23 protein-coding genes are annotated in these 24,079 nt (G+C 41.1%); 18 read left to right on the top strand and 5 right to left on the bottom strand.

Annotation, left to right across the window (positions count from 1 at the left end; translation table 11 throughout):
• Positions 1–45: 45 nt before the first annotated feature.
• The 9 genes from hfq to SJ2017_RS18045 all read left to right on the top strand — a co-directional run bounded on the left by hfq (position 46) and on the right by SJ2017_RS18045 (position 7,881).
• Entirely contained in the window at positions 46–315 is a 270-nt protein-coding gene (hfq, locus tag SJ2017_RS18085; RefSeq protein WP_055024962.1) for an RNA chaperone Hfq, read from the top strand.
• A 19-nt stretch (positions 316–334) separates the two neighbouring features.
• The gene (gene hflX / locus SJ2017_RS18080) at positions 335–1,654 is read left to right on the top strand and encodes a ribosome rescue GTPase HflX (protein WP_080916805.1); all 1,320 of its coding nucleotides are present in this window, start codon (positions 335–337) and stop codon (positions 1,652–1,654) included.
• 33 nt (positions 1,655–1,687) lie between these two features.
• Positions 1,688–2,845 carry an FtsH protease activity modulator HflK gene (hflK, locus tag SJ2017_RS18075; RefSeq protein ID WP_055024960.1) on the top strand — a complete coding sequence of 386 codons (1,158 nt, stop codon included), beginning with the start codon at positions 1,688–1,690 and terminating at the stop codon, positions 2,843–2,845.
• Positions 2,846–2,848: 3 nt separating this feature from the next.
• Complete coding sequence (gene hflC, locus SJ2017_RS18070) at positions 2,849–3,739, top strand: protease modulator HflC (protein WP_055024959.1); 891 nt, start codon at positions 2,849–2,851, stop codon at positions 3,737–3,739.
• A gap of 396 nt (positions 3,740–4,135) precedes the next feature.
• Complete coding sequence (gene petA, locus SJ2017_RS18065; protein ID WP_055024958.1) at positions 4,136–4,726, top strand: ubiquinol-cytochrome c reductase iron-sulfur subunit; 591 nt, start codon at positions 4,136–4,138, stop codon at positions 4,724–4,726.
• Positions 4,726–5,940 (top strand): cytochrome b, encoded by a 1,215-nt coding sequence (locus SJ2017_RS18060; protein ID WP_080916804.1) that lies wholly within the window; start codon positions 4,726–4,728, stop codon positions 5,938–5,940. Before petA ends, SJ2017_RS18060 begins: the two co-directional genes overlap by 1 nt.
• Positions 5,940–6,683, top strand: a complete 744-nt coding sequence (locus tag SJ2017_RS18055) for a cytochrome c1 (protein ID WP_080916803.1) — start codon at positions 5,940–5,942, stop codon at positions 6,681–6,683. The genes SJ2017_RS18060 and SJ2017_RS18055 overlap by 1 nt, the downstream gene beginning before the upstream one ends.
• A gap of 95 nt (positions 6,684–6,778) precedes the next feature.
• Positions 6,779–7,408 carry a stringent starvation protein SspA gene (gene sspA / locus SJ2017_RS18050; RefSeq protein WP_055024955.1) on the top strand — a complete coding sequence of 210 codons (630 nt, stop codon included), beginning with the start codon at positions 6,779–6,781 and terminating at the stop codon, positions 7,406–7,408.
• The gene (locus tag SJ2017_RS18045) at positions 7,408–7,881 is read left to right on the top strand and encodes a ClpXP protease specificity-enhancing factor (protein WP_055024954.1); all 474 of its coding nucleotides are present in this window, start codon (positions 7,408–7,410) and stop codon (positions 7,879–7,881) included. The genes sspA and SJ2017_RS18045 overlap by 1 nt, the downstream gene beginning before the upstream one ends.
• A gap of 136 nt (positions 7,882–8,017) precedes the next feature.
• Here SJ2017_RS18045 and SJ2017_RS18040 read toward each other — a convergent pair whose 3' ends face one another.
• Positions 8,018–9,280 carry a metallophosphoesterase family protein gene (locus SJ2017_RS18040; RefSeq protein ID WP_080916802.1) on the bottom strand — a complete coding sequence of 421 codons (1,263 nt, stop codon included), beginning with the start codon at positions 9,278–9,280 and terminating at the stop codon, positions 8,018–8,020.
• Between the two features lie 181 nt (positions 9,281–9,461).
• Between SJ2017_RS18040 and SJ2017_RS18035 the strand changes: the two genes are divergently transcribed.
• From SJ2017_RS18035 to SJ2017_RS18005, 7 genes are all read left to right on the top strand, one after another.
• Positions 9,462–10,034, top strand: coding sequence for an anthranilate synthase component II (locus SJ2017_RS18035; RefSeq protein WP_080916800.1), 573 nt, complete (start codon positions 9,462–9,464; stop codon positions 10,032–10,034).
• Between the two features lie 142 nt (positions 10,035–10,176).
• Entirely contained in the window at positions 10,177–12,660 is a 2,484-nt protein-coding gene (locus SJ2017_RS18030; protein WP_080916799.1) for a S9 family peptidase, read from the top strand.
• A 143-nt stretch (positions 12,661–12,803) separates the two neighbouring features.
• Positions 12,804–13,946, top strand: coding sequence for an HDOD domain-containing protein (locus SJ2017_RS18025; RefSeq protein ID WP_055024950.1), 1,143 nt, complete (start codon positions 12,804–12,806; stop codon positions 13,944–13,946).
• 337 nt (positions 13,947–14,283) lie between these two features.
• Positions 14,284–15,501, top strand: a complete 1,218-nt coding sequence (locus SJ2017_RS18020; protein WP_055024949.1) for an aspartate aminotransferase family protein — start codon at positions 14,284–14,286, stop codon at positions 15,499–15,501.
• Positions 15,502–15,610: 109 nt separating this feature from the next.
• Positions 15,611–16,630, top strand: a complete 1,020-nt coding sequence (astA, locus tag SJ2017_RS18015) for an arginine N-succinyltransferase (RefSeq protein ID WP_080916798.1) — start codon at positions 15,611–15,613, stop codon at positions 16,628–16,630.
• Positions 16,631–16,641: 11 nt separating this feature from the next.
• Positions 16,642–18,102, top strand: a complete 1,461-nt coding sequence (gene astD, locus SJ2017_RS18010) for a succinylglutamate-semialdehyde dehydrogenase (RefSeq protein WP_080916796.1) — start codon at positions 16,642–16,644, stop codon at positions 18,100–18,102.
• Between the two features lie 65 nt (positions 18,103–18,167).
• Positions 18,168–18,968, top strand: coding sequence for a DUF1338 domain-containing protein (locus tag SJ2017_RS18005; RefSeq protein ID WP_080916794.1), 801 nt, complete (start codon positions 18,168–18,170; stop codon positions 18,966–18,968).
• A 118-nt stretch (positions 18,969–19,086) separates the two neighbouring features.
• On the opposite strand, the gene SJ2017_RS18000 is transcribed toward SJ2017_RS18005, so the two are convergent.
• The 4 genes from SJ2017_RS18000 to crp form a co-directional block, all read right to left on the bottom strand.
• Positions 19,087–20,439: an ATP-binding protein gene (locus tag SJ2017_RS18000; RefSeq protein WP_055024945.1), complete on the bottom strand. Its 1,353-nt coding sequence runs from the start codon at positions 20,437–20,439 to the stop codon at positions 19,087–19,089.
• On the bottom strand, positions 20,436–21,110 hold the full coding sequence (locus SJ2017_RS17995; RefSeq protein ID WP_055024944.1) for a response regulator: 675 nt from the start codon (positions 21,108–21,110) through the stop codon (positions 20,436–20,438). The genes SJ2017_RS18000 and SJ2017_RS17995 overlap by 4 nt, the downstream gene beginning before the upstream one ends.
• On the bottom strand, positions 21,091–21,438 hold the full coding sequence (locus tag SJ2017_RS17990) for a PepSY domain-containing protein (protein ID WP_055024943.1): 348 nt from the start codon (positions 21,436–21,438) through the stop codon (positions 21,091–21,093). Before SJ2017_RS17990 ends, SJ2017_RS17995 begins: the two co-directional genes overlap by 20 nt.
• Positions 21,439–21,524: 86 nt before the next feature.
• Complete coding sequence (gene crp, locus SJ2017_RS17985) at positions 21,525–22,160, bottom strand: cAMP-activated global transcriptional regulator CRP (protein ID WP_055024942.1); 636 nt, start codon at positions 22,158–22,160, stop codon at positions 21,525–21,527.
• Between the two features lie 378 nt (positions 22,161–22,538).
• Here crp and SJ2017_RS17980 point away from each other — a divergent pair, with 378 nt between their 5' ends.
• Together SJ2017_RS17980 and SJ2017_RS17975 are read left to right on the top strand one after the other, a co-directional pair.
• Positions 22,539–23,330, top strand: coding sequence for a tetratricopeptide repeat protein (locus SJ2017_RS17980; protein WP_080916792.1), 792 nt, complete (start codon positions 22,539–22,541; stop codon positions 23,328–23,330).
• A gap of 255 nt (positions 23,331–23,585) precedes the next feature.
• Complete coding sequence (locus tag SJ2017_RS17975) at positions 23,586–24,005, top strand: hypothetical protein (protein WP_055024940.1); 420 nt, start codon at positions 23,586–23,588, stop codon at positions 24,003–24,005.
• Positions 24,006–24,079: the final 74 nt, after the last annotated feature.

The raw sequence follows: 24,079 nt of genomic DNA, 5'->3' as shown, positions 1-24,079 counted from the left end.
CATTATTCAAAAAATTTGTTTTGAAAATAAAAAAAGGAAATTGAAATGGCTAAGGGGCAATCTTTACAAGACCCATTTTTGAACGCTTTGCGTCGTGAACGTGTACCAGTCTCAATCTACTTAGTGAATGGTATTAAGTTGCAAGGACAAGTTGAGTCATTCGACCAATTCGTTATTTTGCTAAAAAATACAGTGAGCCAAATGGTTTACAAGCACGCTATTTCAACTGTTGTACCAGCTCGTCCATTCAATGTGGCGACTCAAGGTACTCAAGCTGGTTATACTCAGCACGATGAAGCGCCTGCATCAGAATAATATTTAAGGAGTTTGCTACTTGTTTGATCGCTATGAAGCGGGTGAAACCGCGGTGCTTGTTCACATTGACTTTTCTGATGACGACCGCAGAGAAGACATAACCGAGTTACAATTATTAGTCGAATCAGCAGGTGCACGCTCTGTTGGTGTTATTACCGGAAGTCGACGTTCACCGGATCGAAAGTTTTTTGTTGGTACAGGTAAAGTTGAAGAGCTAGCTGCCATGGTAGCTGCTACTGAAGCGAATGTAGTGATTTTTAATCATGCTTTAAGCCCTGCACAAGAAAGAAATTTAGAACAAATATGTGAATGCCGCGTATTAGACCGGACAGCACTGATTTTAGATATTTTTGCTCAACGAGCGAGAACACACGAAGGTAAGTTGCAAGTGGAGCTAGCGCAATTGCGCCACATGTCGACACGCCTTATTCGTGGTTGGACTCACTTAGAGAGACAAAAAGGTGGTATTGGTATGAGGGGGCCGGGTGAAACCCAGCTCGAAACTGATAGACGTTTACTTCGTGGACGCATCAAGAGTATCAACCGTCGCCTTGAAAAAGTAGACAAACAGCGTGAACAAAGCCGTCGTTCCCGTAAACGCAGTGATTTATCCACTGTGTCATTGGTAGGGTATACCAATGCTGGGAAATCGACTTTGTTTAATGCGCTGACAACTTCTGAAGTTTATGCAGCAGATCAATTGTTCGCAACACTTGATCCGACTCTGCGTAAACTCGACCTGCCTGACGGTGCCGTTATCTTAGCGGATACTGTTGGGTTTATTCGTCATTTACCTCATGACTTAGTCGCAGCTTTTAAAGCCACACTGCAAGAAACTCGACAAGCTGACTTGTTATTGCATGTTGTTGATTGTGCTGATGAGAATATGACGGAAAATTTTGATCAAGTTCAAAATGTACTTGAAGAAATTGAAGCAGATACTATTCCACAGTTGGTGGTTTGTAATAAAATCGACTTACTGGAAGACTTCGTGCCTCGCATCGACTATGACGATGAGGGGATGCCTGAACGAGTTTGGGTATCTGCCCAAAAACAAATTGGATTTGAATTGCTGCTGCAGGCTGTCAACGAGCATATCGGTGAAGTCATTGTAGAGCATACATTGAAAATACCAGCTACGGCTGGGCATTATCTTGGTCAGTTTTATCGACTGGACGCGATACAGCAGAAAGAGTACGACGATCTGGGGAACTGTATTTTGTCTGTTCGTTTATCGGATGCCAATTGGCGTCGATTAACAAAACAGAGTCAAGGCGAATTAGAAACGTTTATATTTGAGACTTCACAAGAAGACTCTGATGTAAGCGTTACTTGCTAATAACATTTATTTCATCCACTTATGGAGTGCTAAATGGCTTGGAATGAGCCCGGTAACAAGGGAAAAGATAAAGACCCTTGGGGAAACAAAAACGGTAACGACAAAGGCCCACCAGATCTAGACGAAGTATTTCGTAATCTTTCTAAACGCTTTGGCGGTGGGAAAGGTGGTTCAGGTGGATCGTCAAGTCCTTCATTTAACTCAACCAGCATTATTGTTGTTTTAGTTATTGGTTTATTAGTGTGGGGCGCTTCAGGTTTTTACACCATTAAAGAAGCTGAACGTGGGGTCACCTTACGTTTCGGTCAGCATTCTGGCGAAGTTGGGCCAGGTTTACATTGGAAAGCCACGTTTATTGACGAAGTTTTCCCTGTAAATATTAAAGCTGTTCGTTCGATCCCTGCTTCTGGCAGCATGTTAACGTCTGATGAAAACTTAGTAAAAGTTGAACTAGACGTACAGTATCGTGTTGACGATGCATACTTGTATCTATTCAGTGCTGTAGACGCTAATGCAAGTTTAAGTGAAGCTACGGACAGTGCATTGCGTTATGTCATCGGTCATAACACTATGGATGACATCTTGACAACGGGTCGTGATGCAATTCGTCGTGATACTTGGGCTGAACTTGAGCGTATTCTTGAGCCGTACCAACTTGGTTTATCGATTCAAGATGTCAACTTCTTACCTGCACGTCCACCTGAAGAAGTGAAAGACGCATTTGATGATGCTATTTCTGCGCAAGAGGATGAACAACGTTTCATTCGTGAAGCAGAAGCTTATGCACGTGAAATTGAGCCTAAAGCTCGTGGTCAAGTTGAGCGTATGGCACAGCAAGCAAGTGCTTACAAACAACGTGAAGTCCTAGAAGCTGAAGGTAAAGTAGCTCGATTTGAACAGTTGCTACCTGAATATCAAATGGCTCCAGAAGTGACTCGTAAGCGTCTATATCTAGATGCAATGCAAGAAGTCATGGCTGACACCAACAAGGTACTTATTGATACCAAGAACAATGGTAACTTGATGTATTTACCGTTAGATAAAATGATGGATAACCAAACTAAACGTACTGCGGTTGAGCCTGTTGTTGAAACACACGTTAACACACCGTCAAATAACTCGTTTAATTCATCGATGCCGCTTGATGGCCGTCCAACTCGCGAAGCTCGTTCTCGCCAAGGGAGGGACTAACTCATGGGTAGATTAGGACTTATAATACTCGTTATTATTCTTGGTATTGGTTTTTCATCTGTGATGATTGTGAACGAAGGCGAACGTGCCATTGTTTCTCGATTTGGTGAAATTCTAAAAGATAATGTCGACGGTAATTCGGTAACTCGTGTACTTAAGCCAGGACTTCACTTTAAAATCCCTGCGATTGATAAAGTTAAGTATCTTGATGCGCGTATCCAAACCTTAGATGGCGCTGCAGACCGTTTTGTGACTTCTGAAAAGAAAGATCTGATGGTTGATTCATACGTTAAATGGCGTATTAGTGACTTTGAAACTTTCTACCTATCTACTGGTGGCGGTAATAAAGTGACTGCAGAAGATCTACTTCAACGTAAAATCAATAACGATTTACGTACTGAATTTGGTCGTCGTACCATTAAAGAGATTGTTTCTGGTAAGCGTGATGAATTGCAAAATGATGCATTAGAGAATGCATCAGAAAGCTCTCGTGATCTAGGTATTGAAGTAGTTGATGTGCGAGTTAAGCAAATTAACTTACCAGCAAACGTCAGTAGCAGTATCTTCCAGCGTATGCGTGCCGAGCGACAAGCTGTTGCTAAAGAGCATCGTGCACAAGGTAAAGAGCAATCTGAAATTATTCGCGCCACAATTGATGCTGATGTAACTGTTAAAGTTGCAGAAGCTGAACGTAAAGCGTTAACCATTCGAGGTGAAGGTGATGCACTTTCTGCTAAAATTTATGCAGATGCATTCAATAAAGATCCTGAATTTTATGGTTTTTTACGTAGTCTTGAAGCTTACAAAGAAAGTTTCGCAGGTAACAGTGACGTAATGGTATTAGAACCTGATAGCGATTTCTTCAAATATATGAAATCGATTGACGGTAAATAAATACTGAAATCTGATAAAAAACCCGGTTTGTGCCGGGTTTTTTTATATCTAGCGTTTTTCATTGAAAAAAATTGATTTTCTCTGCTTTAGTTAGCTTGATCAGTTATAACTAATTTAGATTGAAAGTATTTCATTAAAAATTATTCATTAACAATAACTTATAAAAAACACTCCTGCATTTAATGTCAAAAATGAGTTAAAAAGGCTGTGTGTTTTTTGTACACCATAAAAAAAACATACAATTCCCGTAACTTAGTTGTGTGTTTTACTATGATCTGGTTCTAATTTTTCGCTATAATGAGCCCCGCCTCAAAGTATAGATTTAGCGATTAGTGATTCTAATGTTGCTAAGTTATTAAAATATAAGAATTCCAACACCCTCTGGGAGATAAGTGGATGAGCAATGCGCCAGTCGATACCGGACGCCGCAGATTCCTGACAGCCGCAACCGCCGTAGTAGGCGGAGCTGGTGCCGTCGCTGTAGCGGTGCCTTTTATCAAGTCATGGAATCCGAGCGCTAAAGCGAAAGCTGCAGGTGCACCGGTTGAAGTAAATATTAGTAAAGTAGAGCCAGGCCAGTTAATTCGTGTTGAATGGCGTGGTAAACCTGTTTGGGTTGTGCGTCGTACTGATGCCATTTTAAGTGAATTGCCTAAATTAGATGGGCAATTACGTGATCCTGCTTCTGAAGAATTACAACAGCCTGAATATGCAGCAAACCCTGCACGTTCAATTAAGCCTGAGTTCTTCATTGCTGTAGGTATCTGTACTCACTTAGGTTGTTCGCCAACTTACTTGCCTGATTCTTTTGGCGAGCAAGTCGAAGGTGTTACGGCTGGTTTCTTCTGTCCATGTCATGGTTCTAAGTTTGATATGGCTGGCCGAGTATTCCAGGGTGTTCCAGCACCATTAAACCTTGTCGTTCCTCCGCATCAATATGTTGATGATGGCACGGTACTTATCGGTGTAGATACGGGAGCTGCGTAATGGTTAAGAATATTGTTGATTGGATTGATGCTCGCATCCCAATGACGGCGACGTATAACCGTCACGTTGGTCAATATCCAACACCAAAGAACTTCAACTTTTGGTATTTCTTTGGTTCATTAGCATTGCTTGTTTTAGTTAACCAGTTGCTTACTGGTATTTGGTTAACAATGAATTATGTACCAACTGCAGAAGGTGCGTTTGCTTCTGTTGAATACATCATGCGTGATGTTGAGTACGGCTGGTTATTACGTTACATGCACTCCACAGGAGCTTCTGCTTTCTTTGTGGTGGTTTATCTTCATATGTTCCGTGGCTTAATCTACGGTTCTTACCAAAAGCCAAGAGAGCTACTTTGGTTATTCGGTATGTTGATTTTCCTCGTGTTAATGGCTGAAGCCTTTATGGGTTACTTGCTACCTCAGGGACAAATGTCTTACTGGGGCGCGCAGGTAATTATCTCATTGTTTGGTGCTATTCCATTTATTGGTGATGACCTGACATTGTGGATCCGTGGTGATTATGTCGTTTCAGGTGCAACACTAAACCGTTTCTTTGCATTGCATGTTATTGCACTGCCTTTAGTGTTAGTTGTATTAGTTTTCCTTCACTTAATTGCTTTACATGAAGTGGGTTCAAACAACCCAGATGGTGTTGAAGTTAAGAAGAATAAAGATGAAAACGGATGGCCAGTTGATGCTATTCCTTTCCACCCTTATTACACAGTTAAAGACATCATGGGTGTGGCCGGTTTCTTAATCGTGTTCTGCTATGTGTTGTTCTTTATGCCTGAAGGTGGCGGTTACTTCCTTGAAAAGCCAAACTTTGAAGCGGCTAACCCAATGAAGACCCCTGAACATATTGCTCCGGTTTGGTACTTCACACCGTTTTACGCAATTTTACGTGCGATTCCAGACAAGCCATTAGGCGTTGTCGGTATGGGTCTTGCGATTGCGGTACTGTTTGTACTTCCTTGGTTAGATCGCTGTAAAGTTAAATCTATCCGTTACCGTGGCTTAATACACAAGATTAATATCGCACAGTTTACCGTGTCTTTCTTAATCCTGGGTTACTTAGGTGCTGTACCAGCAACACCAACGTTAACAATTGCAGCTCGTATCTTTACACTTACTTATTTTGGTTTCTTCGTGGCACTGTGGGTTTACAGTAAAAATGAGAAAACAAAACCGGTTCCTACGAGGGTGACACACTAATGAAAAAGTTATTAATTGCATTAGTTGCATTGTTACCAACGCTAGCAATAGCGGCAGGTGGCAACAATGAATTTGTTAAGAGTCCAGAGCAGGCAATCAACCTTCATGACAATGAGTCGCTAGAACGTGGTCTTAATTTGTTCCAGCAATATTGTAGTGGCTGTCACAGTACTCAATATCAACGTTATGGACGAGTCGCTGAAGATCTAGGTATTTCTGTAGATGATATGCGTGAAAAGTATATGTTTACGGATGCTAAAATTGGTGAGTTGATGGAAAATGCAATTCCACCTGAAGATGCTGCAAAGTGGTTCGGTGCTGCCGCTCCTGATTTAACACTGGTTGCTCGTGTACGTGGACAGGATTGGGTTTACTCATACCTAAAAGGTTTTTATAAAGATGAAAGCCGTCCATTTGGCGTAAACAATACCGTATTCCCACTTGTGGGTATGCCGCATGTATTGGAAGATTTACAAGGTATTTCAACACCTATCTACAAAACAGTAGAAGAAAATGGTGTTGAAGTACAAAAGCTAGTTGGTCTTGAACCTGCAACTGGCGGTAAATTAAATGCCGAAGAGTATGATCAAGCTGTGCGTGATATTACTGGTTTCCTTGTATATTCTGCAGATCCAGTGAAGCTTGAACGTGAAGCTTTAGGTTGGTGGGTACTCGGATTCTTGTTTATTTTCTTCATCATTGCTTACTTGTTGAAGAAAGAATACTGGAAAGATGTGCACTAGACACGAATAACGGGTAAAATACATTATTCGCATACTTTAAACGAGGGGCTTAGCCCCTCGTTTGTTTTGTTTTTTCCGTTTTCTGGAGGGTAACAATGGCTGTAGCTGCCAACAAACGCTCTATCATGACACTGTTTTCGGGTGCCGATGATTTATATAGCCACCAAGTACGTATCGTCTTGGCTGAAAAAGGTGTAACTGTTGATGTTTTGCAGGTAGAACCGAGTGAGAAGCCTCAAGAGTTACTTGATGTTAATCCATACAACTCAGTACCAACTCTAGTTGATCGTGAATTAGTTTTGTATGAATCTCGCATTATTATGGAATATTTAGATGAGCGTTTCCCTCATCCACCATTAATGCCTGTTTACCCTGTTGCACGTGGTCAAAGTCGCTTAATGATGCACCGAATTGATACAGACTGGTATGTACTAGTTGATCGTATCCGTAAAGGTGATAAAGCTGATGCTGCGCGTAAAGAGTTAACTGATAGCTTAGTCGCATTAGCACCAGTATTTGCTGAAATGCCATACTTCATGAGTGAAGAGTTTGGTTTAGCTGACTGTTACTTAGGCCCGCTATTATGGCGTTTACCTGAGTTAGGTATCAATTTAGATGTTCGCACATCTAAGGATATCCATGCTTATATGACGCGTATATTTGAGCGTGAGTCATTTAAAGCATCGTTAACTGAGGTTGAGCGCGAAATGCGCATGGGTATGTAATGAAAGCGATTACGCCTAACCGTCCATATTTGTTGCGGGCTTATTATGAGTGGTTGATGGACAACCACTTTACCCCACATGTTGTTGTGGATGCATTTGTACCGGGGACTCAGGTACCACAAGAGTTTGTTAAGGACGGTCAAATTGTTCTTAATATCGCAGGTGGTGCAGTAGGAAACCTACAAATGACCAATGAATTCGTGGAATTTAATGCACGTTTTGGTGGTGTACCTCAGCAAGTTGTTTTACCTATGGCGTCTATCGTTGCTATTTATGCTCGAGAAAATGGCGCAGGCACTGTATTTGATATGGAAGATGCTTACATGGCAGAAGATGAATCTTTAGATTCAACGCCTCCGCCACGTTCTTTCTCTGCAGTTGAAACAACAGAAAAAACTGAAACAACAGAAGAAAAACCTGCTGTTACAGCTGAAAAACCAAAAGGGCGAGCTCACTTAACTGTTGTTAAGTAATAGCATCTAACATATCAGTGTTTGCTATTTATTGCCCATGAGTTCATAAAAAAACCAGTCCCTAGAGACTGGTTTTTTTGTTATTGGACTTAATCATTTTTATTAGACTTAATCGTTTTGATTATTTGTGCTTAATCTACAAGTAATTATTGGCCAACCTTGTGAGCTTATAGGCCGTTTTCAAGCTGATATTTTCCAAGTTATCATTATCTGTCTCAAGCTGAAAGCGGCTAACAATGGCTAAGTAAGCCGTTAACTTGTCTGTATCTTGGTCGAGCGCTAACTGGGTAACAGGTTTGACTAAGGGCTGATAAGGATGCCTAGCATGCATGGTTTGCTTAATACCAAGTGGATCCCATTCAGTACAAAGGCTAATCGCTACCTTTTCATGTAAACGAATTAGTGCTGCTTCATCTAATTGTGGCGTATCTAACGTAGAAACAATTGCGTCTAGCAAGTTTTCTGTGCCCTCTGCTATGCATTCTTCCGCACTCGGTTGGTCGATAAAACAAAACTCTCCAAGACTCATTTGAGCGTCCTGTGCAGATTCAACATCAAGGGATTTTTTACGACCTTGGTGCCAAGCAAAACTCACTAGAGGATAGTCTTGTTTTGCGGGGTTGTAATTAATACAAACCAGTTGCTCATTGATAATATCGGGGTAGGTGTCTTGGGGATAATGACCAATGACAACAGGGACCTTGAGTGCTGAGTGAGGGTGCAGCTCGGTTAGTGTCATGGTTGGGTAATCAAGACAGGTTGCAATGAGCTTATTTAATGGATGCTGAGAGTCAAAGGCGGCAGGCCAAAACTGTTGCGATAAACTGTTTGGCTGAGCATCATTTGATGCTACATCAGTGAGGTAGGCATTCAGGCTTGTAATCACTTTATCATCCCAACAGGCATGGATTGCGCGTATGTGCCCAAAGTCCATGTATATTGGTAATGCCATAAACCAATCTACCCATTCAAATAACAGCGCTTGCGAGTGTTGTAATTCTTGATTGAATAATGGCGCACTAGAGGCTTCAAGGTAGGGATTATCAGTAATTGGGTGATGTTTACTCCAACCTATAACTTCATATTCGTGTTGCCCAAGTAAACAATAAGCATGGCCTTTATCGACCAATAATTTGACCATTTTTAACAGTGCTAAATGTTCAATCTCAGGCTGAGAGTCTGTTGTCGCCGAATCACAATGATCCGAGTTTGCGTTGTGAGTGTGCTTTGCTAATAAATTCCCACAAAATACTAACTTCACAAATTGTATACTGGACTCGGGATCGTCAATATCGAAATCTATCTCAGTGAGTAACTCAGTTAATTTATCTAGACGCCCATAGACATCGCCAATAAAGTATAAGCTGACATTGCCGATTTCTTGTATGTGGGTTTGCATGTAATTTTAGTCCAAACAGGTAACGCATTTATTAAAAAGATTATAACCTAGCTACTCATCGTTACAGCCATTAAATTCTTAGTTGAGGCTAAAAGCTTAAGTGGAGAAAAAAGCTATGCTATTATCCGCCAATTCTTAAACGACTCATGTTTTATATGGCGCTTAATTGCCGGGACTCTCGATGCTGTTGATGATTGATAACTATGACTCATTTACCTTTAATCTGGTGCAATATTTCCAGCAGTTAGGTTATGACATCATCGTGAAAAGAAATGATGAAGTTACGATTAGTGACATTGAGGTAATTAACCCGAGCCATTTAATCATTTCACCAGGCCCGTGTTCTCCCAATGAATCAGGTATTTCGCTCGCTGCAATTGAATATTTCGCAGGAAAGCTGCCGATATTGGGTGTGTGCTTAGGTCATCAAGCTATAGCTCAGGTATTTGGAGCTAAAGTCATCAAAGCGGCCAGAGTAATGCATGGTAAAACAAGTGCTATTACGCATAGTGAAACAGGTTTATTTACTAAACTAAATCAACCCTTAACAGTAACTCGATATCACTCTTTGCTCGTTGAATCGTTACCGGAAAGCTTTGAATTAGATGCTTGGTATGATGATCCGGTCCATGGTCGAGAAATTATGGGTATGAGTCATAAAACGCTGCCGATTTACGGAGTTCAATTTCATCCTGAAGCGATTCTGACTGAGCAAGGTCATGAACTGCTGGATAACTTTCTTACGCTAAGCTAACTTCTGTTACAACTTTACTGAAAAATCCCCACAAATATTGTCATTATTTGTGATATAAAAGGCGAATAATAAAAGTACTTACCAAATGATTTAACGTTTAGGTGAGAATATTTCAGCCATCTTTGATGACAAGGGATTTAATATGACCAGGCTTCTGCGTAATGCGGCGCTGAGTGCATTATCAATTGCAATTATTTCAGGTTGCAGTGCTACAGCAAACAACAGTGACTCTTCTACAGTAACAAATCAATCAGCCAGTGCTTCAGTTCCATTAGCGATGCCACCACAAGCTGACAAGCCACTCACATTAAATCAAATTATGGCCAATCCTGATTGGATGGGTTTATTGGCTAAAAACGCTTATTGGGCAGACGATAGTCAATCAGTATACTTCAATCGTCAGCAGCACCAATCACCTATTGCTGATGTATATCAACAGGGTGTTAATGATGAGCAGGCTCAGTTACTTGGCTTAAATCAATTGCATCTTGCTGATCAAAAGCACGGTGTGCTTAACGCTGATAAATCAAAAAAAGCCTACCTTTATCAAGGCAACATTTTTGTAAAATCACTCGCTAATGGCGAAGTGAAACAATTAACTCGTCAGAACAACGCCATTAACTCAGTTCAGTTTTTAACAGATGGTGCACTTGCATATATGCAAGGCAATAGCGTGTTTAAATTACACCTTAATTCCGGTATGACTGAACAATTAGCTGATATTCAAATGGCTAAAGCACCAAAAGGTGTGGTTGATCCTGATACTTATATTGCAAAGCAGCAACATAGATTAATTGAGTATGTGGCTTTACAGCATTCAAAAAATAAAACCCGTGCGGAGTATGCTGAAGAACTTGCTGCAATAGATCCCACTTTTGCTGCTAAGACTTGGTACTTAGGTGACAACGAAAAAGTTAATCAGATGAGTTTGTCTGCAGATGGTCGCTACCTAGTGGTGTCATTATCAGATAAAAATTATAGCTGGCGTGCTGATCATGACATTATGCCTAACTATCTTGGCAAAGATGGTTATGTAGATGCCGTACCTGCGCGAGCACGTGTTGCTGAAGATAGTTACCCTGGTGAGCGTTTAGTTATTCTAGACCTTGTTGAGCATGCTAAAAAAGATGTCACAATCGAAGGCTTAACTGGTTTTGATGAAGATGTATTGGCATCGGTAAAATCAGAAAACGCAAAGGCAAAGGGTGAGACGTATAAAAGTAAGCCTGCGCCTCGAACTGTTCAGTTAATGCAAGATTGGGGTTGGGATCAAACTGCAATTCAATGGCACGATACTGACAATAAACTGCTCGTCATGATGGAAGCGGTTGATAACAAAGATCGTTGGATCGCCAGTGTTGATTTAAGTAATGGCAAGTTAACCACAGAGCATCGTTTACATGATGATGCATGGATAAACTATACCTTCAACCAGTTTGGTTGGGTAACAGGTACAAATAGTTTCTATTACTTATCTGAAGAAACGGGATACTCTCAGCTTTATGTTAAGTCTGAGGGCAAAACCATACGCTTAACGCAAGGTGATTATGTGGTTGATCAAGTCACATTGTCTCCTGATGCGACGCACTTATATTACCGTGCAAATAAAGAACATCCAGGAACATATAATGTGTACCGAGTTGAGTTAGCTTCAGGAAATACTGAGCAGTTAACACAGCATACAGGTACATTAGACTATGAGTTGAGCCCTAATGGTCAATCACTATTATTAACTGCGTCAACAGCGATTAAGCCCAACGAATTGTTTATCCAACCAATCGGTGGTGAAGCAAAGCAGTTGACTAATTACACCAGCAACGCATTTAGTCATTATGCATGGCAAGCGCCAAAAGTGGTTAAAGTACCATCGAGTCACGGTGTTAAAGACATTTATGCGCGAGTATATGTGCCGCAAGGTTACGATGCTAATAATGCATCGAAATATCCTGCCGTTATTTTTAACCATGGTGCTGGCTATTTACAAAATGCCCACAATGGATTTTCTGGTTACTTCCGTGAGTTCATGTTCCATAACTTGCTGACTCAGCAAGGCTATGTCGTGATGGATATGGATTATCGTGGTTCAAAAGGCTACGGTAGAGATTGGCGTACAGCAGTTTATCGTAATATGGGACACCCAGAAGTCGAAGACTTAAAAGATGGTGTGAACTGGATGGCTAAAAATGCCAATGTTGACGCTGCTAAAGTTGGCACATATGGCGGATCGTACGGTGGCTTCTTGACCTTTATGGCGTTGTTTAATGAACCTGAGTTATTCCAAGCGGGCGCCGCTTTACGCCCTGTAACTGATTGGGCTCATTATAATGCTCCTTATACTTCTAATATTTTAAATACACCTGATGTGGATCCGATTGCTTACGAACGAAGCTCACCGATAGAGCACGCTCAAGGATTAGAGAAGCCATTATTAATTATGAGTGGTGTGTTGGATGATAATGTCTTCTTCCAAGACAGTGTACGTTTAGTACAGCGTTTAATTGAGCTGGAAAAGCCGATGTTTGAAACGGCTATTTACCCTGTAGAACCACATGGGTTTAGACAGCCATCAAGTTGGTTGGATGAATATCGCCGTATATACAAATTGTTCGAGCAAGAGCTTAAATAATTGTCCAACTTAATTGATTAGCAAGGCTCCCTAATGGGAGCCTTTTTATTAGTAAGGCAGCTTTAATCGCTCAATTGTTACAAAATGAGGCCGATATCATTTATCATCACTCATAATTCGAAAAATCAGAAGGTTTAAGCACAGTGGCAGTGTCGGTAGCGGGCGGAGTAAGGCCCGGTAAAGTAATTGAAGTGGAACGTCGATTATATAAACAACTGATCGTTGGGAAAGAAAAACTAACCCAGCAGTTTGATGATCGTGATAAACAATTAGAAGATGATGCTAATAAGTTGGAAGTTGAGCGCCAAGCCATTAAAGCCCGCATGGAAGAACAAGCTAAAGCTCAGCAGATACTGGCACGGATTTCCCAACAATTGTCTAAAACTGTCAATAATTCGCTTGAGCATCAGATTAACTCACCACAACAAATGCTTGAACAATCAGGCATTGAAGAGTCTCAAGTGTTGTTATTGGACTTATTGCTGAATAAAGACCCTGATTTACGCCGCATACGTCCACTCGTGGAGAATATATCTTGGCTATATACTGACTTAGTTAACTTAATTAATAGTCCAGCCTCAAGCCACAGACGACCACAACGCTCTGAAGTAAAAGTCACTGATATAAAATTGGTATTGAACTACATTGGCATTGAAAACCTACAAGCTGTGATCCCATACTTTTGCCTGCGCAATTGGTTACCAAGTGGCAATGCTAATCTTATTTGGATCACGCGGAAATTATGGCGCTACAGCATGATGAGTGCGATTGCTGCTAAGGCTTTAGCTGTGCTACATGGAAAAAATGTAGCATTGGTTTACAGTGCTTCTTTGATGAAGCAGCTCGGTAGTGCGACGATCCTTAACTCCGCCGCGAGGCAATTTGAGACGACATGGGGAACTTGGCTTAGGGAAACCAGTGCTAAAGGCGATAAGACGCTTTATGATGCTGTAATGGCCTCTGAATTCCCGTCAATGGATGTATTTGAGAAAGTGATGTCATATGGTGAGCAGCTTAATTGGCAAATACTAGATTTATTAGAATTTGAAAATAGTAAATTAACAAAACTACTTAAAGAGCTCGATTTTAATTACCACTTTAGTGAGTTCTCGGCAGAGAGCGCAATTGTTGCAAAGGCCAGCTGTTATGCCAAAGTGCTTTTATTGGAGGAGTCTCGCCTAATTGATCCTCAAGAAAAGCGTATCATGTTCGACTATTATGAGTTTACCGAGCAAGAACTCATCAGACTGAAAGCGCAAAACTACCGCAAACTGGATCTTGTTTAATCGGCCTTATTTCGTATAAAGACTTGCTATTCGCCTGTGTATTTATTCATTTATGGTGAATAGCTAAGTAATTTTCATTCAAATAACTTTTTTTATGACTATTTATGCTCAAATTAAGCAGTATAAACACTTTGTATGCGCCTTTTTGTCATTCTTTATGCATTAATCATTTCGGTAATGAATAGTTAACAGCTAAAAACTGGTATTTTGATCACATTTTAGCTAATAATGTCCTTCAAGTAATACAAGCAATCGCTACAACACTAAACCAAAACCAATATAGATAGCGGACTAGAGTGATGTTTAGTCACTTATAAACCTAAAGGAACGAAAAGCAATGAGCGTTGAAATGAACTTAACACGTGCCCAATTTGATCAAGTTATGGTGCCTAATTATGCGCCTGCAGCTGTAATCCCAGTTCGCGGTGAAGGTAGCCGAGTTTGGGACCAAGAAGGTAATGAGTTTATTGATTTTGCTGGTGGTATTGCAGTGAACTGTTTAGGTCATTGTCACCCAGCATTGGTTGGCGCCCTCAAAGAACAAGGTGAAAAACTGTGGCACCTATCTAACGTAATGACGAATGAGCCTGCACTTGAACTAGCGACTAAGCTTGTCAATGCAACATTCGCAGAACGTGTTTATTTTGCTAACTCTGGTGCAGAAGCAAACGAAGCAGCCCTAAAATTGGCTCGTCGTTACGCACTTGAAAATCACGGTCCACAAAAAGATCAAATCATTGCATTTGATAAAGCTTTCCATGGCCGTACTTTCTTCACTGTGACCGTGGGTGGGCAAGCTGCTTACTCTGATGGCTTTGGCCCTAAGCCACAAAGCGTTACGCACGTACCATTTAATGACATCGCCGCATTAGAAGCGGTTATCTCTGATAACACATGTGCCATTATGCTTGAGCCATTGCAAGGCGAGGGCGGGATCATCAATGGTGACCCAGAATTCTTAAAAGCAGTTCGTGCTCTAGCTGATAAGCATGATGCTTTAGTTATTTTCGATGAAGTACAAACTGGTGTAGGTCGTACAGGTGAGTTATTTGCTTACATGGGGACTGATATCGTACCCGACATTTTAACCAGTGCTAAAGCATTAGGTGGTGGTTTCCCAATTGCAGCAATGCTAACCACTGCAAAAATTGCAGCACATCTTAAAATTGGTACTCATGGTTCAACATATGGCGGTAACCCTTTAGCGTGTGCTATCGGTAATGCTGTCATGGACGTGGTTAACACACCTGAAGTATTAAATGGTGTTAAGCACCGTGAGCAATTGTTCCGTGACGGTTTAGCAGCAATTAACGCTAAATATAACGTATTCTCTGAAGTTCGTGGCCAAGGTATGTTACTTGGAGCCGTGTTAAACGAAGAGTATGCTGGTCGCAGTCGTGATTTCCTTGTTGCGTCTGTTGCTGAAGGTCTAATGAGCCTGATTGCAGGTGCTAACGTAGTGCGTTTTGCGCCGTCTCTTGTTATCCCTGAAGCTGATATTGCTGAAGGCTTAGCGCGTTTTGAACGTGCAGTAGCTAAAGTAGTAGCAGGTTAATCTATCTATTGGCGCAGCGTTAAGCTGCGCTTTTTAGTTTGGATTGCCAATGAAATGAAGTGAGTGTTGCTCATGTCATTTTTTATTTGGTTATTTCAAGGAGAGTTTGATGCTAATCATTCGACCAATTCGCGCCAGTGATTACGATGCTCTATACAAAGTAGCTGTTGAATCAGGCCACGGGTTTACCTCCCTACCTGTGAACGAAGAGCTATTAAGATCGAAAATCGCTCGTGCAGAAGCCTCTTTTGCCAAGCAAGTTGAAAAGCCTTTTGATGAAGGCTATTTGATGGTGCTTGAAGATCTTAAAACCAATGAAGTTGTCGGTACCTGTGGTATTGAAGCTGCCGTTGGAATGGAAGATGCGTTTTATCATTACCGCTTAGGTACTGAAGTGTACCATTCAAAGCAAATATCAGTGCGTAATGAAGTTGAAACACTCACCTTATGCCATGACTACACAGGCGCTGCAGAGTTATGTACGTTATTTCTCAATAAAGCTTACCGTCGTGGTTATAACGGTCGTATGCTATCTCGTTCGCGCTTTTTATTCCTTACTCAACATGAGCAACGTTTTGGTAGCACAGTGATTGCTGAGATGCGTGGTGTAAGTGATGAGAAAGGCGACTCACCTTTTTATGAGTGGTTGCAAGACCATTTCTTAGGTATCGACTTTGTTGAAGCTGATTATTTATCAGGTTTGGGCAAAAAAGCCTTTATGGCTGAAATGATGCCAAGAAGCCCAATTCATGTGTGCTTATTACCTAAAAAAGCGCAAAAAGTGATTGGTGAAGTTCATCGTAATACTAAGCCCGCACTCAAACTACTGCAGGCTGAAGGGTTTAAATTTAGAAATTACGTCGATATTTTTGATGGCGGCCCGACAGTTGAATGTGCTTTATCTGATATCCGCTCTGTTCAACAAAGCCGTGAGCTGACCGTCAAAATTGGCAAAATGCCACATGCAGATCATCAATACATCGTCGCTAATACATTATTAGCGGATTATCGTGCGACTTCTGCACGAGTCTTAGTCTCTGATAAACATGACAATGTCACGCTTAGCCCTGAATTGGCAGAAGCATTAAAAGTGGCAGCAGGCGATAATATTCGCGTACTAGAACTTTAGGACACAAACAAATGACACAATTTATTAAAGGCCAATGGTCTCATGGTGAAGGCCATGATGTGACTTCTGTAAACCCTGCAAATGGCGAGGTGATTTGGAGCGGTAAAACAGCGACAGCGGCCCAAGTTAATACAGCAATCGATGCGGCAAGAGCCGCACAGTTTGATTGGTTCATGTTAGGTTACGATGCTCGCTTAGCGATTGTTGAAGCGTATCGAAGTGAACTTGAAGCGCACAAAGCTGAATTGGCTGAAGTTATTGCTCAAGAGACAGGTAAGCCGCAGTGGGAAACAGCAACTGAAGTCGGTGCAATGATTGGTAAAATTGGTTTGTCTGCTGCAGCCCATGATAAGCGTACAGGTACAGAAACCAATGATATTCCGGCAGGGCGTGCTGTTCTTCGTCATAAGCCACATGGAGTTGTTGCTGTATTTGGTCCTTATAACTTCCCAGGCCATTTACCTAATGGTCATATCGTTCCTGCATTGCTTGCAGGTAATACCGTGGTATTTAAGCCTTCAGAGTTAACGCCAAAAGTGGCTGAAGAAATGCTTAAATTATGGGAAAAAGCAGGTTTACCACAAGGTGTGATTAATCTTGTTCAAGGTGAGCTTGAAACAGGTAAAGCATTAGCATCGCACCCTCAAATTGATGGTTTATTCTTTACAGGTAGTTCTCGTACTGGTCATTTATTGCATCAGCAATATGCAGGTCATCCAGGTAAAATTCTTGCTCTTGAAATGGGGGGGAATAACCCACTCATTATCAAGGATGTGAATGACACTAAAGCAGCAGTGCACGATATTATTCAATCAGCTTATATCTCATCAGGTCAGCGTTGTACCTGTGCCCGTCGTTTATACGTGCAAGAAGGTGCAGCGGGTGATGCATTGATTGAGCAGCTAATTAGCGCCATTAAGCAAATTAAAGTGGGTAGCTGGAATGCTCAACCACAACCATTTATGGGCTCAATGATTTCAGAAGGCGCAGCAAAAGGTATGGTTGCAGCCCAAGCGGAACTACAAGCTTTAGGTGGTCAGTCTTTAATTGAATTAACACATGTTGAATCAGGTACTGGTCTTGTTACACCTGGCCTGATTGATGTTACTGCCATTGCCGAACTGCCTGATGAAGAATATTTTGGCCCGCTGTTACAGCTTGTAAGATACCAAGATTTTGACCAAGCGATTGATATGGCGAATAACACACGTTATGGCCTGTCTGCAGGTATTTTGGCTGACAGCCGTGAAGATTATGACTACTTCTTAGCACGTATTCGTGCCGGTATTGTTAACTGGAACAAGCAAATTACAGGTGCATCAGGATCAGCTCCATTCGGTGGTGTAGGTGCTTCTGGTAACCATAGAGCAAGCGCATTTTATGCTGCTGACTATTGTGCTTATCCTGTTGCTTCTGTTGAAGCTGACAGTGTGAGTTTACCTGCTAATTTAAGCCCAGGACTATCAATCTAGTATTGGGTAACGCTGACTTAAGGCAATGACTTTCGGTCATTGCCTTTTTTAAAGAAGGATTTTTTATGCACACTGACGTAAATGCATTATTTGCTGCTCTTTGGCAAGATTACATTAACATGACCCCATCAGCAGACAACATTCACCAATTGCTAAGCAAGGGTGAGCCGATCATTAATGATCATATTGCGCTGCGCACGTTTAACATTGCTAAAGTTAATTTGTCTGTATTGGCTGCACATTTTGAGTCAATTGGTTATGTTGCTTGTGGTGACTATAATTTTGAGCAGAAAAAATTAGTTGCTAAGCATTTTGAACATCCAGATCCTAATCAGCCAAAAGTGTTTATCTCTGAACTGTTAGTTGAAGAGTTTAGCCAAGCTGCACAAACCATTATTCATGGCTTAATTGATCAAGTTGATGTTGCAGATACTAAAGCGGATAACTTCTTATATTCAGGTCGTCATTGGCAAGTCGATTTGGCCAGCTATAACACCTTACTAGCAGAAAGTGAGTATGCTGCTTGGGTGGCTGCGATTGGCTACCGTGCAAACCATTTCACTGTGTCGATTAACGCATTACCTGAGTTTGAAAAAATTGAAGCCGTTAATGAAGCGCTTAAAGGTGCTGGCTTTACATTAAATACATCGGGTGGCGAAGTGAAAGGCTCGCCAGAAGTATTACTTGAGCAATCTTCAACAATGGCTGACCGCATGGTGGTTGACTTTGCTGATGGTGAACTTGAAATTCCAACCTGTTTTTATGAGTTTGCACGCCGTTACCCAATGGCTGATGGCAACTTATATACAGGCTTTGTGGCGGCATCTGCAGATAAGATATTTGAAAGCACTAACGCTGCTGGGTAAGTCATCGACATACCAACACGTGTAATATAAAAGCCCTGGTAGTGCACTATCAGGGCTTTTTTGTAATTTAACTTTGTATTGAAAGGGCTAGAAAAGCGATTCGGCTAATGCAATAAGGTTAACTTAGCGTTTTGACTTTGGGGTTATCAAACACAATCGTGACACAAAGGCCGCCAAAGCGCTCTGAGCGACTAAATGATAAAGAGTAACCATACTGCTCTATAATCTCTTTTACGATAGACAGGCCCAGCCCATGACCCATTACGCCCTCATCTAACCGTTTCCCTCTGTTAGTTAGCTGGGTTAATTGGCTATCATTGACACCCGGACCATCATCTTCGATGTATAGCGTGAGCACTTGATTAATCGATTTTATAGTTAAACTAATATTTGATTCTGCCCATTTATAGGCGTTATCGAGTAAGTTACCAAATAATTCCATTCCATCTTCTCGATGGATAGGCAGTCGAGCTATATCTGCTTCAACCTGAATGTCGCAGGTGATACTCTTTTGATGATGAACCTTATCTAACGTTGAAGTTAACGCTTCAAAGTCTCGCGGAATGACCATCTGAGCTGCTGGCAACATATCACCAGTAATTCTGGCTGCAGTGAGCTTTCGCTCAATCATATTGCGGATTTGGTCTAACTGCTGCTGCATCGCTTCGGCTGCTTCAGGGTTAGACAGACCAAGCACTTCTACCTGTTGTTGCATCACGGCTAATGGGGTTTTTAATCCATGACTCAAATTACCGAGGTTATTTCGGCTACGTTCAATTTGATTGGCAGTGTAATCAAGCAGTTCATTGTATGTTTCAGCAAGCGGCTTAATTTCAACGGGTATTTGATTAAGCTCAAGTGCATTAATTTCACCTTGGCGTAATTTAGCTAAGGAATCTTGGATATATTTAACCGGCTTAAATGATTGGCGTAAGATAATAAAAATACCAAAAATCATCGCTAATAACATAGCGATATTGATGGCCAATTTAGTGCCAAATACTTCACTGAAGACCCGTCTACCAATACTTAAATCTTGTGCCACAGTTAACGTGGCCACTTTATCACCGCTAGTTGAGCCAATGCCTATAGATAATAACTGCATGTCATTATTTTTGGGGCCTTTGGCTTGCCACACTCGGGTTTGATTTTGGGCTAACAGTTCAATATCAAGCTGAACATCCCACAAAGAGCGTGAGCGGATCACTTGGTTGTCAGAGTTGAATTGAAAGTAGCGACCTGAGTATGCGGGTTTGTAAAAGCTGGATAATTCATTCTGATCAATGATGATTTCGCCAGAGTTGATGTGGCTGGCTAGAATGATGTGCTCTAAATCTTCTTCAAGACGATTGATGATGGAGTCGTGAAAAGCTTGTCGCAGCATGGACTCAAACAAAATGAGCCCAATAACTGTTGCAATAATAATGAGTCCGCTAAGCCAGAGACTTAGCTTACTGCGGATTGAAATCATTCTACGATGCCGTGAAAGATATATCCTTGGCCACGACGAGTTTCAATAGCTGTTTTACCGAGTTTTTTGCGTAAATGAGTCACGTAAACTTCGACCACATTAGACTCTTTTTCATCATCAAACTGGTAAAGTTTGTCGGTCAGTTGGGCTTTGGACAACAGCTTTTTAGGCGACATCAGGAATATTTTTAATAATCTAAATTCCATTGCTGTTAGCTCATAATGATTTTCACCGATGTGAACTCTTTGCTCTGCTTCATCAAGTGTAATGCCGCCATAGCTTAATTGTTTTGACGCGGTATTGAGTCGGCCATGGGCACGATGGATAAGTGCTTGCACACGTGCTAATAACTCTTGCGCATGGAAAGGTTTTGCGAGGTAATCGTCAGCACCTGCATTGAAGCCTTCTACTTTCTCATGCCACTGACTACGTGCTGTCAGCATTATTACTGGTGTGTCGATGCCTTTTTCTCGCCAAGATTCCACTAGCGTTAGGCCATTACCATCGGGTAAGCCAATGTCTAAAATGACACAGTCGTATTGTGTTTCTTTTATTAGGTAATCAGCTTCAACAGCTTTGTCGGTAACATCGGTGACATAGCCAGCTTGTTTTAGTTGTTTTTCAAGCTCAGCAACTAAAAGGGTATTATCTTCAACGAGTAGCAGTTTCATTTATTTGGCATTCACTTGGTAGTTGGTCCATTGACTCTGGCATCCCATTTGTTGCATCGAGAAATAAATGGATGACATGCCCTTTTTTTAACTTTAATTGCAAATCATAACGCCATTTATCATCCTCTTGATAGAGGCTGGCATCAATTAATTCACCATCACAATATTGTGCAAGTAAAGTAAGGGAATAATCAAGTGATTGAATGCTACCTGATGTGACCAAGCGCTGAACTTCGTCATGTTGAAGCTCATTTTTAATTGCGTGAGCGGGTAGGGAACTGAGAGTAGTTACAATAACGCTGATAAGTAGCACAGATAGCTGCCTCATCGGAAAGACTCCCATAAAAAAAGTGATAATTAGATTTACTAATTATCACTTTAATTAATCACCCTTAAATCAAGCTGAAGCTTAACTTAACGTGTTCCGTAAACCACTATAGTTTTACCGTGAGCCTGAATAAGGTTTTGTTCTTCAAGCATTTTTAAGATACGGCCAACAGTTTCACGTGAACAACCAACAATCTGACCAATCTCTTGACGAGTGATCTTGATTTGCATGCCGTCTGGGTGAGTCATTGCATCTGGCTGTTTAGCAAGATGTAATAAAGTCTGTGCAATGCGTCCTGCAACGTCTAAGAAGGCTAAGTCACCCACTTTTTGGCTAGTGCTTTGTAAGCGGTAAGCCATTTGAGCGGTCAACTTCATTAGAATTTCAGGGTTAACCTGAATTAACTGCTTGAATTTCTTGTAAGAAATTTCAGCAATTTCACAAGGTTGTTTTGCACGAACCCAAGCAGTACGTTCTGCTTGCTCTTCGAATAAACCTAATTCACCAATGAAGTCACCTTGATTAAGGTAAGAAAGGATCATTTCTTTTCCTTCTTCATCTTTAATCAATACTGCGACTGAACCTTTCACGATGTAGTAAAGCGTATCAGATTCTTCACCTGCGTGAATCAAGGTGCTTTTCGCTGGGTATTTATGGATGTGACAGTGTGAAAGAAACCACTCCAAAGTTGGATCAGGTTTAGGCTTGCCAATCAGAGCCATGTGTATTTCCTCGATTGATAAAATGAAAGTAAGGACTAGCTAATAAAGTAATTGTACTTGACTTATGTTTACAAAACTTTGATGAAGATCGAGTTTAACATTATGAAAAATGCTGCCAGTACACTATTTAACTTATTAAATTTAAAATTTATTTTTGCTACATTAGCTAACGATGTTCATCTAATTTAGTGCGGCTTAAATTATTTATCAAGTCATCTAAGCTGTTTTATTGATAAAGTTATCCTGTTTTTTGTTCCTATGTTTGAGTCATTTACAATATTTTGCACTTAGAATTCACTTTCCATTGTTGTAAAAACCGCAATTGATAGTTATTGTTAATTCGATTATCAAAGTGAAATCGATGTCGTAGAGGTTGAAGTGAAATATTCTCAGAAGCTAGTCAATCTAGGTTTAGCATGTTCGTTATTGTTCAGTGGCGCTGCTGTATTACCTGCCCATGCTTTTTCTATACCTGCTTCGCTTGAATCACAAGCTGCTAGCAAGTTGGTACATATTCAATTACGTGCTGCAGACGGAAATGCAGATGCGCAGTTCTTACTGGGCCTGATGAGCTTGGCTGGGCGATTTGTTGATCAAGATACCAGCCAAGGCCTGTATTGGGTTGAGCAAGCTGCATTACAAGATCATATTAAAGCACAACAGACGATTGCAGATTTATCCTTTGAAGGAAACTTATTACCCCGTGACTTGGCTGTTGCTGAAAAGTGGTACCAAGTCCTTGCAGAGCAAGGTGATTCGCGAGCACATTTTCGTCTAGGCTTTATTTACTCTGCTGGTGGCGATGGTGTTGAGCGTAATTGCGGCAGAGCATTAGAGCAATTTACCCAAGTAGGCGATGCTGTAGCACTGGGAAATGTGGCTTGGATTTTAGCAACGTGCCCTGAAGAGCAATACCGAGACGGTTCACGTGCTGTGGAGCTGTCGTTACAATTACTTGAAAATAACTCTGATGATCCCACTAACTTAGATAATCTCGCTGCGGCATATGCTGAGTTAGGCGAATTCGAACTTGCTGTGGATACACAGCAAAAAGCCATTGAAGCATTAGAGAAAAATCCAACGGTGGCCCAAAGTGATGAATTTATTATGCGTTTAGAGCAATATCGTCAAAAACAAGCCTATCGTGAAATTATCCCACTGATGAATTAAATTAAGCAGCACGAGTTCGAAAGCGATTGATTATCAGTGAGGGCATAGGCACAACACTCCAACTCTCTTTCAGAATATGATGAATTAAACGACCTAAGGGTCGTTTTTTTGTATCTGGTGCTAATTAGGTGCCACTCCGAATGTGTAATTAGCGATTTTCCTCTGCTTTGAATCATTATTATCTATGATTAAGGCTGCACTTGTTTTAACTAAACTGGTTTTGATTGTCCTGCACGAAATCGTTAAGGAGTTGGAATGCCAAGTAATATGAAGCTTTATCAACTCACCGTTATTTTCAGTGTGCTGTTTTCGCTTATGGGGTTTTCTTACAATGTATGGCGGATGGAAATAACAGAGAATAATAGTAATGTCAGAACGGCTTGTTTTGAGATGCTATTAGAACTTGCTGAAGTTCAACAGTTAGTATATGCAGCACATTATGACAATAACCTAGAACAAGGAAATCCACGTGTAGGCTGGGTTAAGGTTGGACTTATTGCTGATTTAAGTAGCCTAACCAATCAAGCTGTTGCGAAGGAGTCTGTCGAATTAACTCAAGTTTGGTCAACTCAGTGGCATTCAATGCACGATGATGAACAAGCTGCCAGTCAAATTGTAGAGCAGGTAGATAATGTCCGTGAAGAAATTAAACGCTTATTAGCGTCATTAGATTAGGTTTCGTGTAAATTTAGTATAGTCGAGCGTGAAGAGGGTTTGCTGATATGCCCAAGTGCGCTAACAGATAAAGA

This window comes from Shewanella japonica (assembly GCF_002075795.1).
Classification (GTDB): domain Bacteria; phylum Pseudomonadota; class Gammaproteobacteria; order Enterobacterales; family Shewanellaceae; genus Shewanella; species Shewanella japonica.
The sequence above is the reverse complement of the archived record's forward strand: the minus strand, read 5'-3'. Positions and strand labels throughout refer to the sequence as shown.

Bases quoted from the DNA above. Each gene is read 5' to 3' on its own strand.
- hfq (WP_055024962.1), top strand. From the start codon at position 46: ATGGCTAAGGGGCAATCTTTACAAGACCCATTTTTGAACGCTTTGCGT.
- hflK (WP_055024960.1), top strand. From the start codon at position 1,688: ATGGCTTGGAATGAGCCCGGTAACAAGGGAAAAGATAAAGACCCTTGG.
- hflC (WP_055024959.1), top strand. From the start codon at position 2,849: ATGGGTAGATTAGGACTTATAATACTCGTTATTATTCTTGGTATTGGT.
- petA (WP_055024958.1), top strand. From the start codon at position 4,136: ATGAGCAATGCGCCAGTCGATACCGGACGCCGCAGATTCCTGACAGCC.
- SJ2017_RS18060 (WP_080916804.1), top strand. From the start codon at position 4,726: ATGGTTAAGAATATTGTTGATTGGATTGATGCTCGCATCCCAATGACG.
- SJ2017_RS18055 (WP_080916803.1), top strand. From the start codon at position 5,940: ATGAAAAAGTTATTAATTGCATTAGTTGCATTGTTACCAACGCTAGCA.
- sspA (WP_055024955.1), top strand. From the start codon at position 6,779: ATGGCTGTAGCTGCCAACAAACGCTCTATCATGACACTGTTTTCGGGT.
- SJ2017_RS18045 (WP_055024954.1), top strand. From the start codon at position 7,408: ATGAAAGCGATTACGCCTAACCGTCCATATTTGTTGCGGGCTTATTAT.
- SJ2017_RS18040 (WP_080916802.1), bottom strand. From the start codon at position 9,280: ATGCAAACCCACATACAAGAAATCGGCAATGTCAGCTTATACTTTATT.
- SJ2017_RS18035 (WP_080916800.1), top strand. From the start codon at position 9,462: ATGCTGTTGATGATTGATAACTATGACTCATTTACCTTTAATCTGGTG.
- SJ2017_RS18030 (WP_080916799.1), top strand. From the start codon at position 10,177: ATGACCAGGCTTCTGCGTAATGCGGCGCTGAGTGCATTATCAATTGCA.
- SJ2017_RS18020 (WP_055024949.1), top strand. From the start codon at position 14,284: ATGAGCGTTGAAATGAACTTAACACGTGCCCAATTTGATCAAGTTATG.
- astA (WP_080916798.1), top strand. From the start codon at position 15,611: ATGCTAATCATTCGACCAATTCGCGCCAGTGATTACGATGCTCTATAC.
- astD (WP_080916796.1), top strand. From the start codon at position 16,642: ATGACACAATTTATTAAAGGCCAATGGTCTCATGGTGAAGGCCATGAT.
- SJ2017_RS18005 (WP_080916794.1), top strand. From the start codon at position 18,168: ATGCACACTGACGTAAATGCATTATTTGCTGCTCTTTGGCAAGATTAC.
- SJ2017_RS18000 (WP_055024945.1), bottom strand. From the start codon at position 20,439: ATGATTTCAATCCGCAGTAAGCTAAGTCTCTGGCTTAGCGGACTCATT.
- SJ2017_RS17995 (WP_055024944.1), bottom strand. From the start codon at position 21,110: ATGAAACTGCTACTCGTTGAAGATAATACCCTTTTAGTTGCTGAGCTT.
- SJ2017_RS17990 (WP_055024943.1), bottom strand. From the start codon at position 21,438: ATGAGGCAGCTATCTGTGCTACTTATCAGCGTTATTGTAACTACTCTC.
- crp (WP_055024942.1), bottom strand. From the start codon at position 22,160: ATGGCTCTGATTGGCAAGCCTAAACCTGATCCAACTTTGGAGTGGTTT.
- SJ2017_RS17975 (WP_055024940.1), top strand. From the start codon at position 23,586: ATGCCAAGTAATATGAAGCTTTATCAACTCACCGTTATTTTCAGTGTG.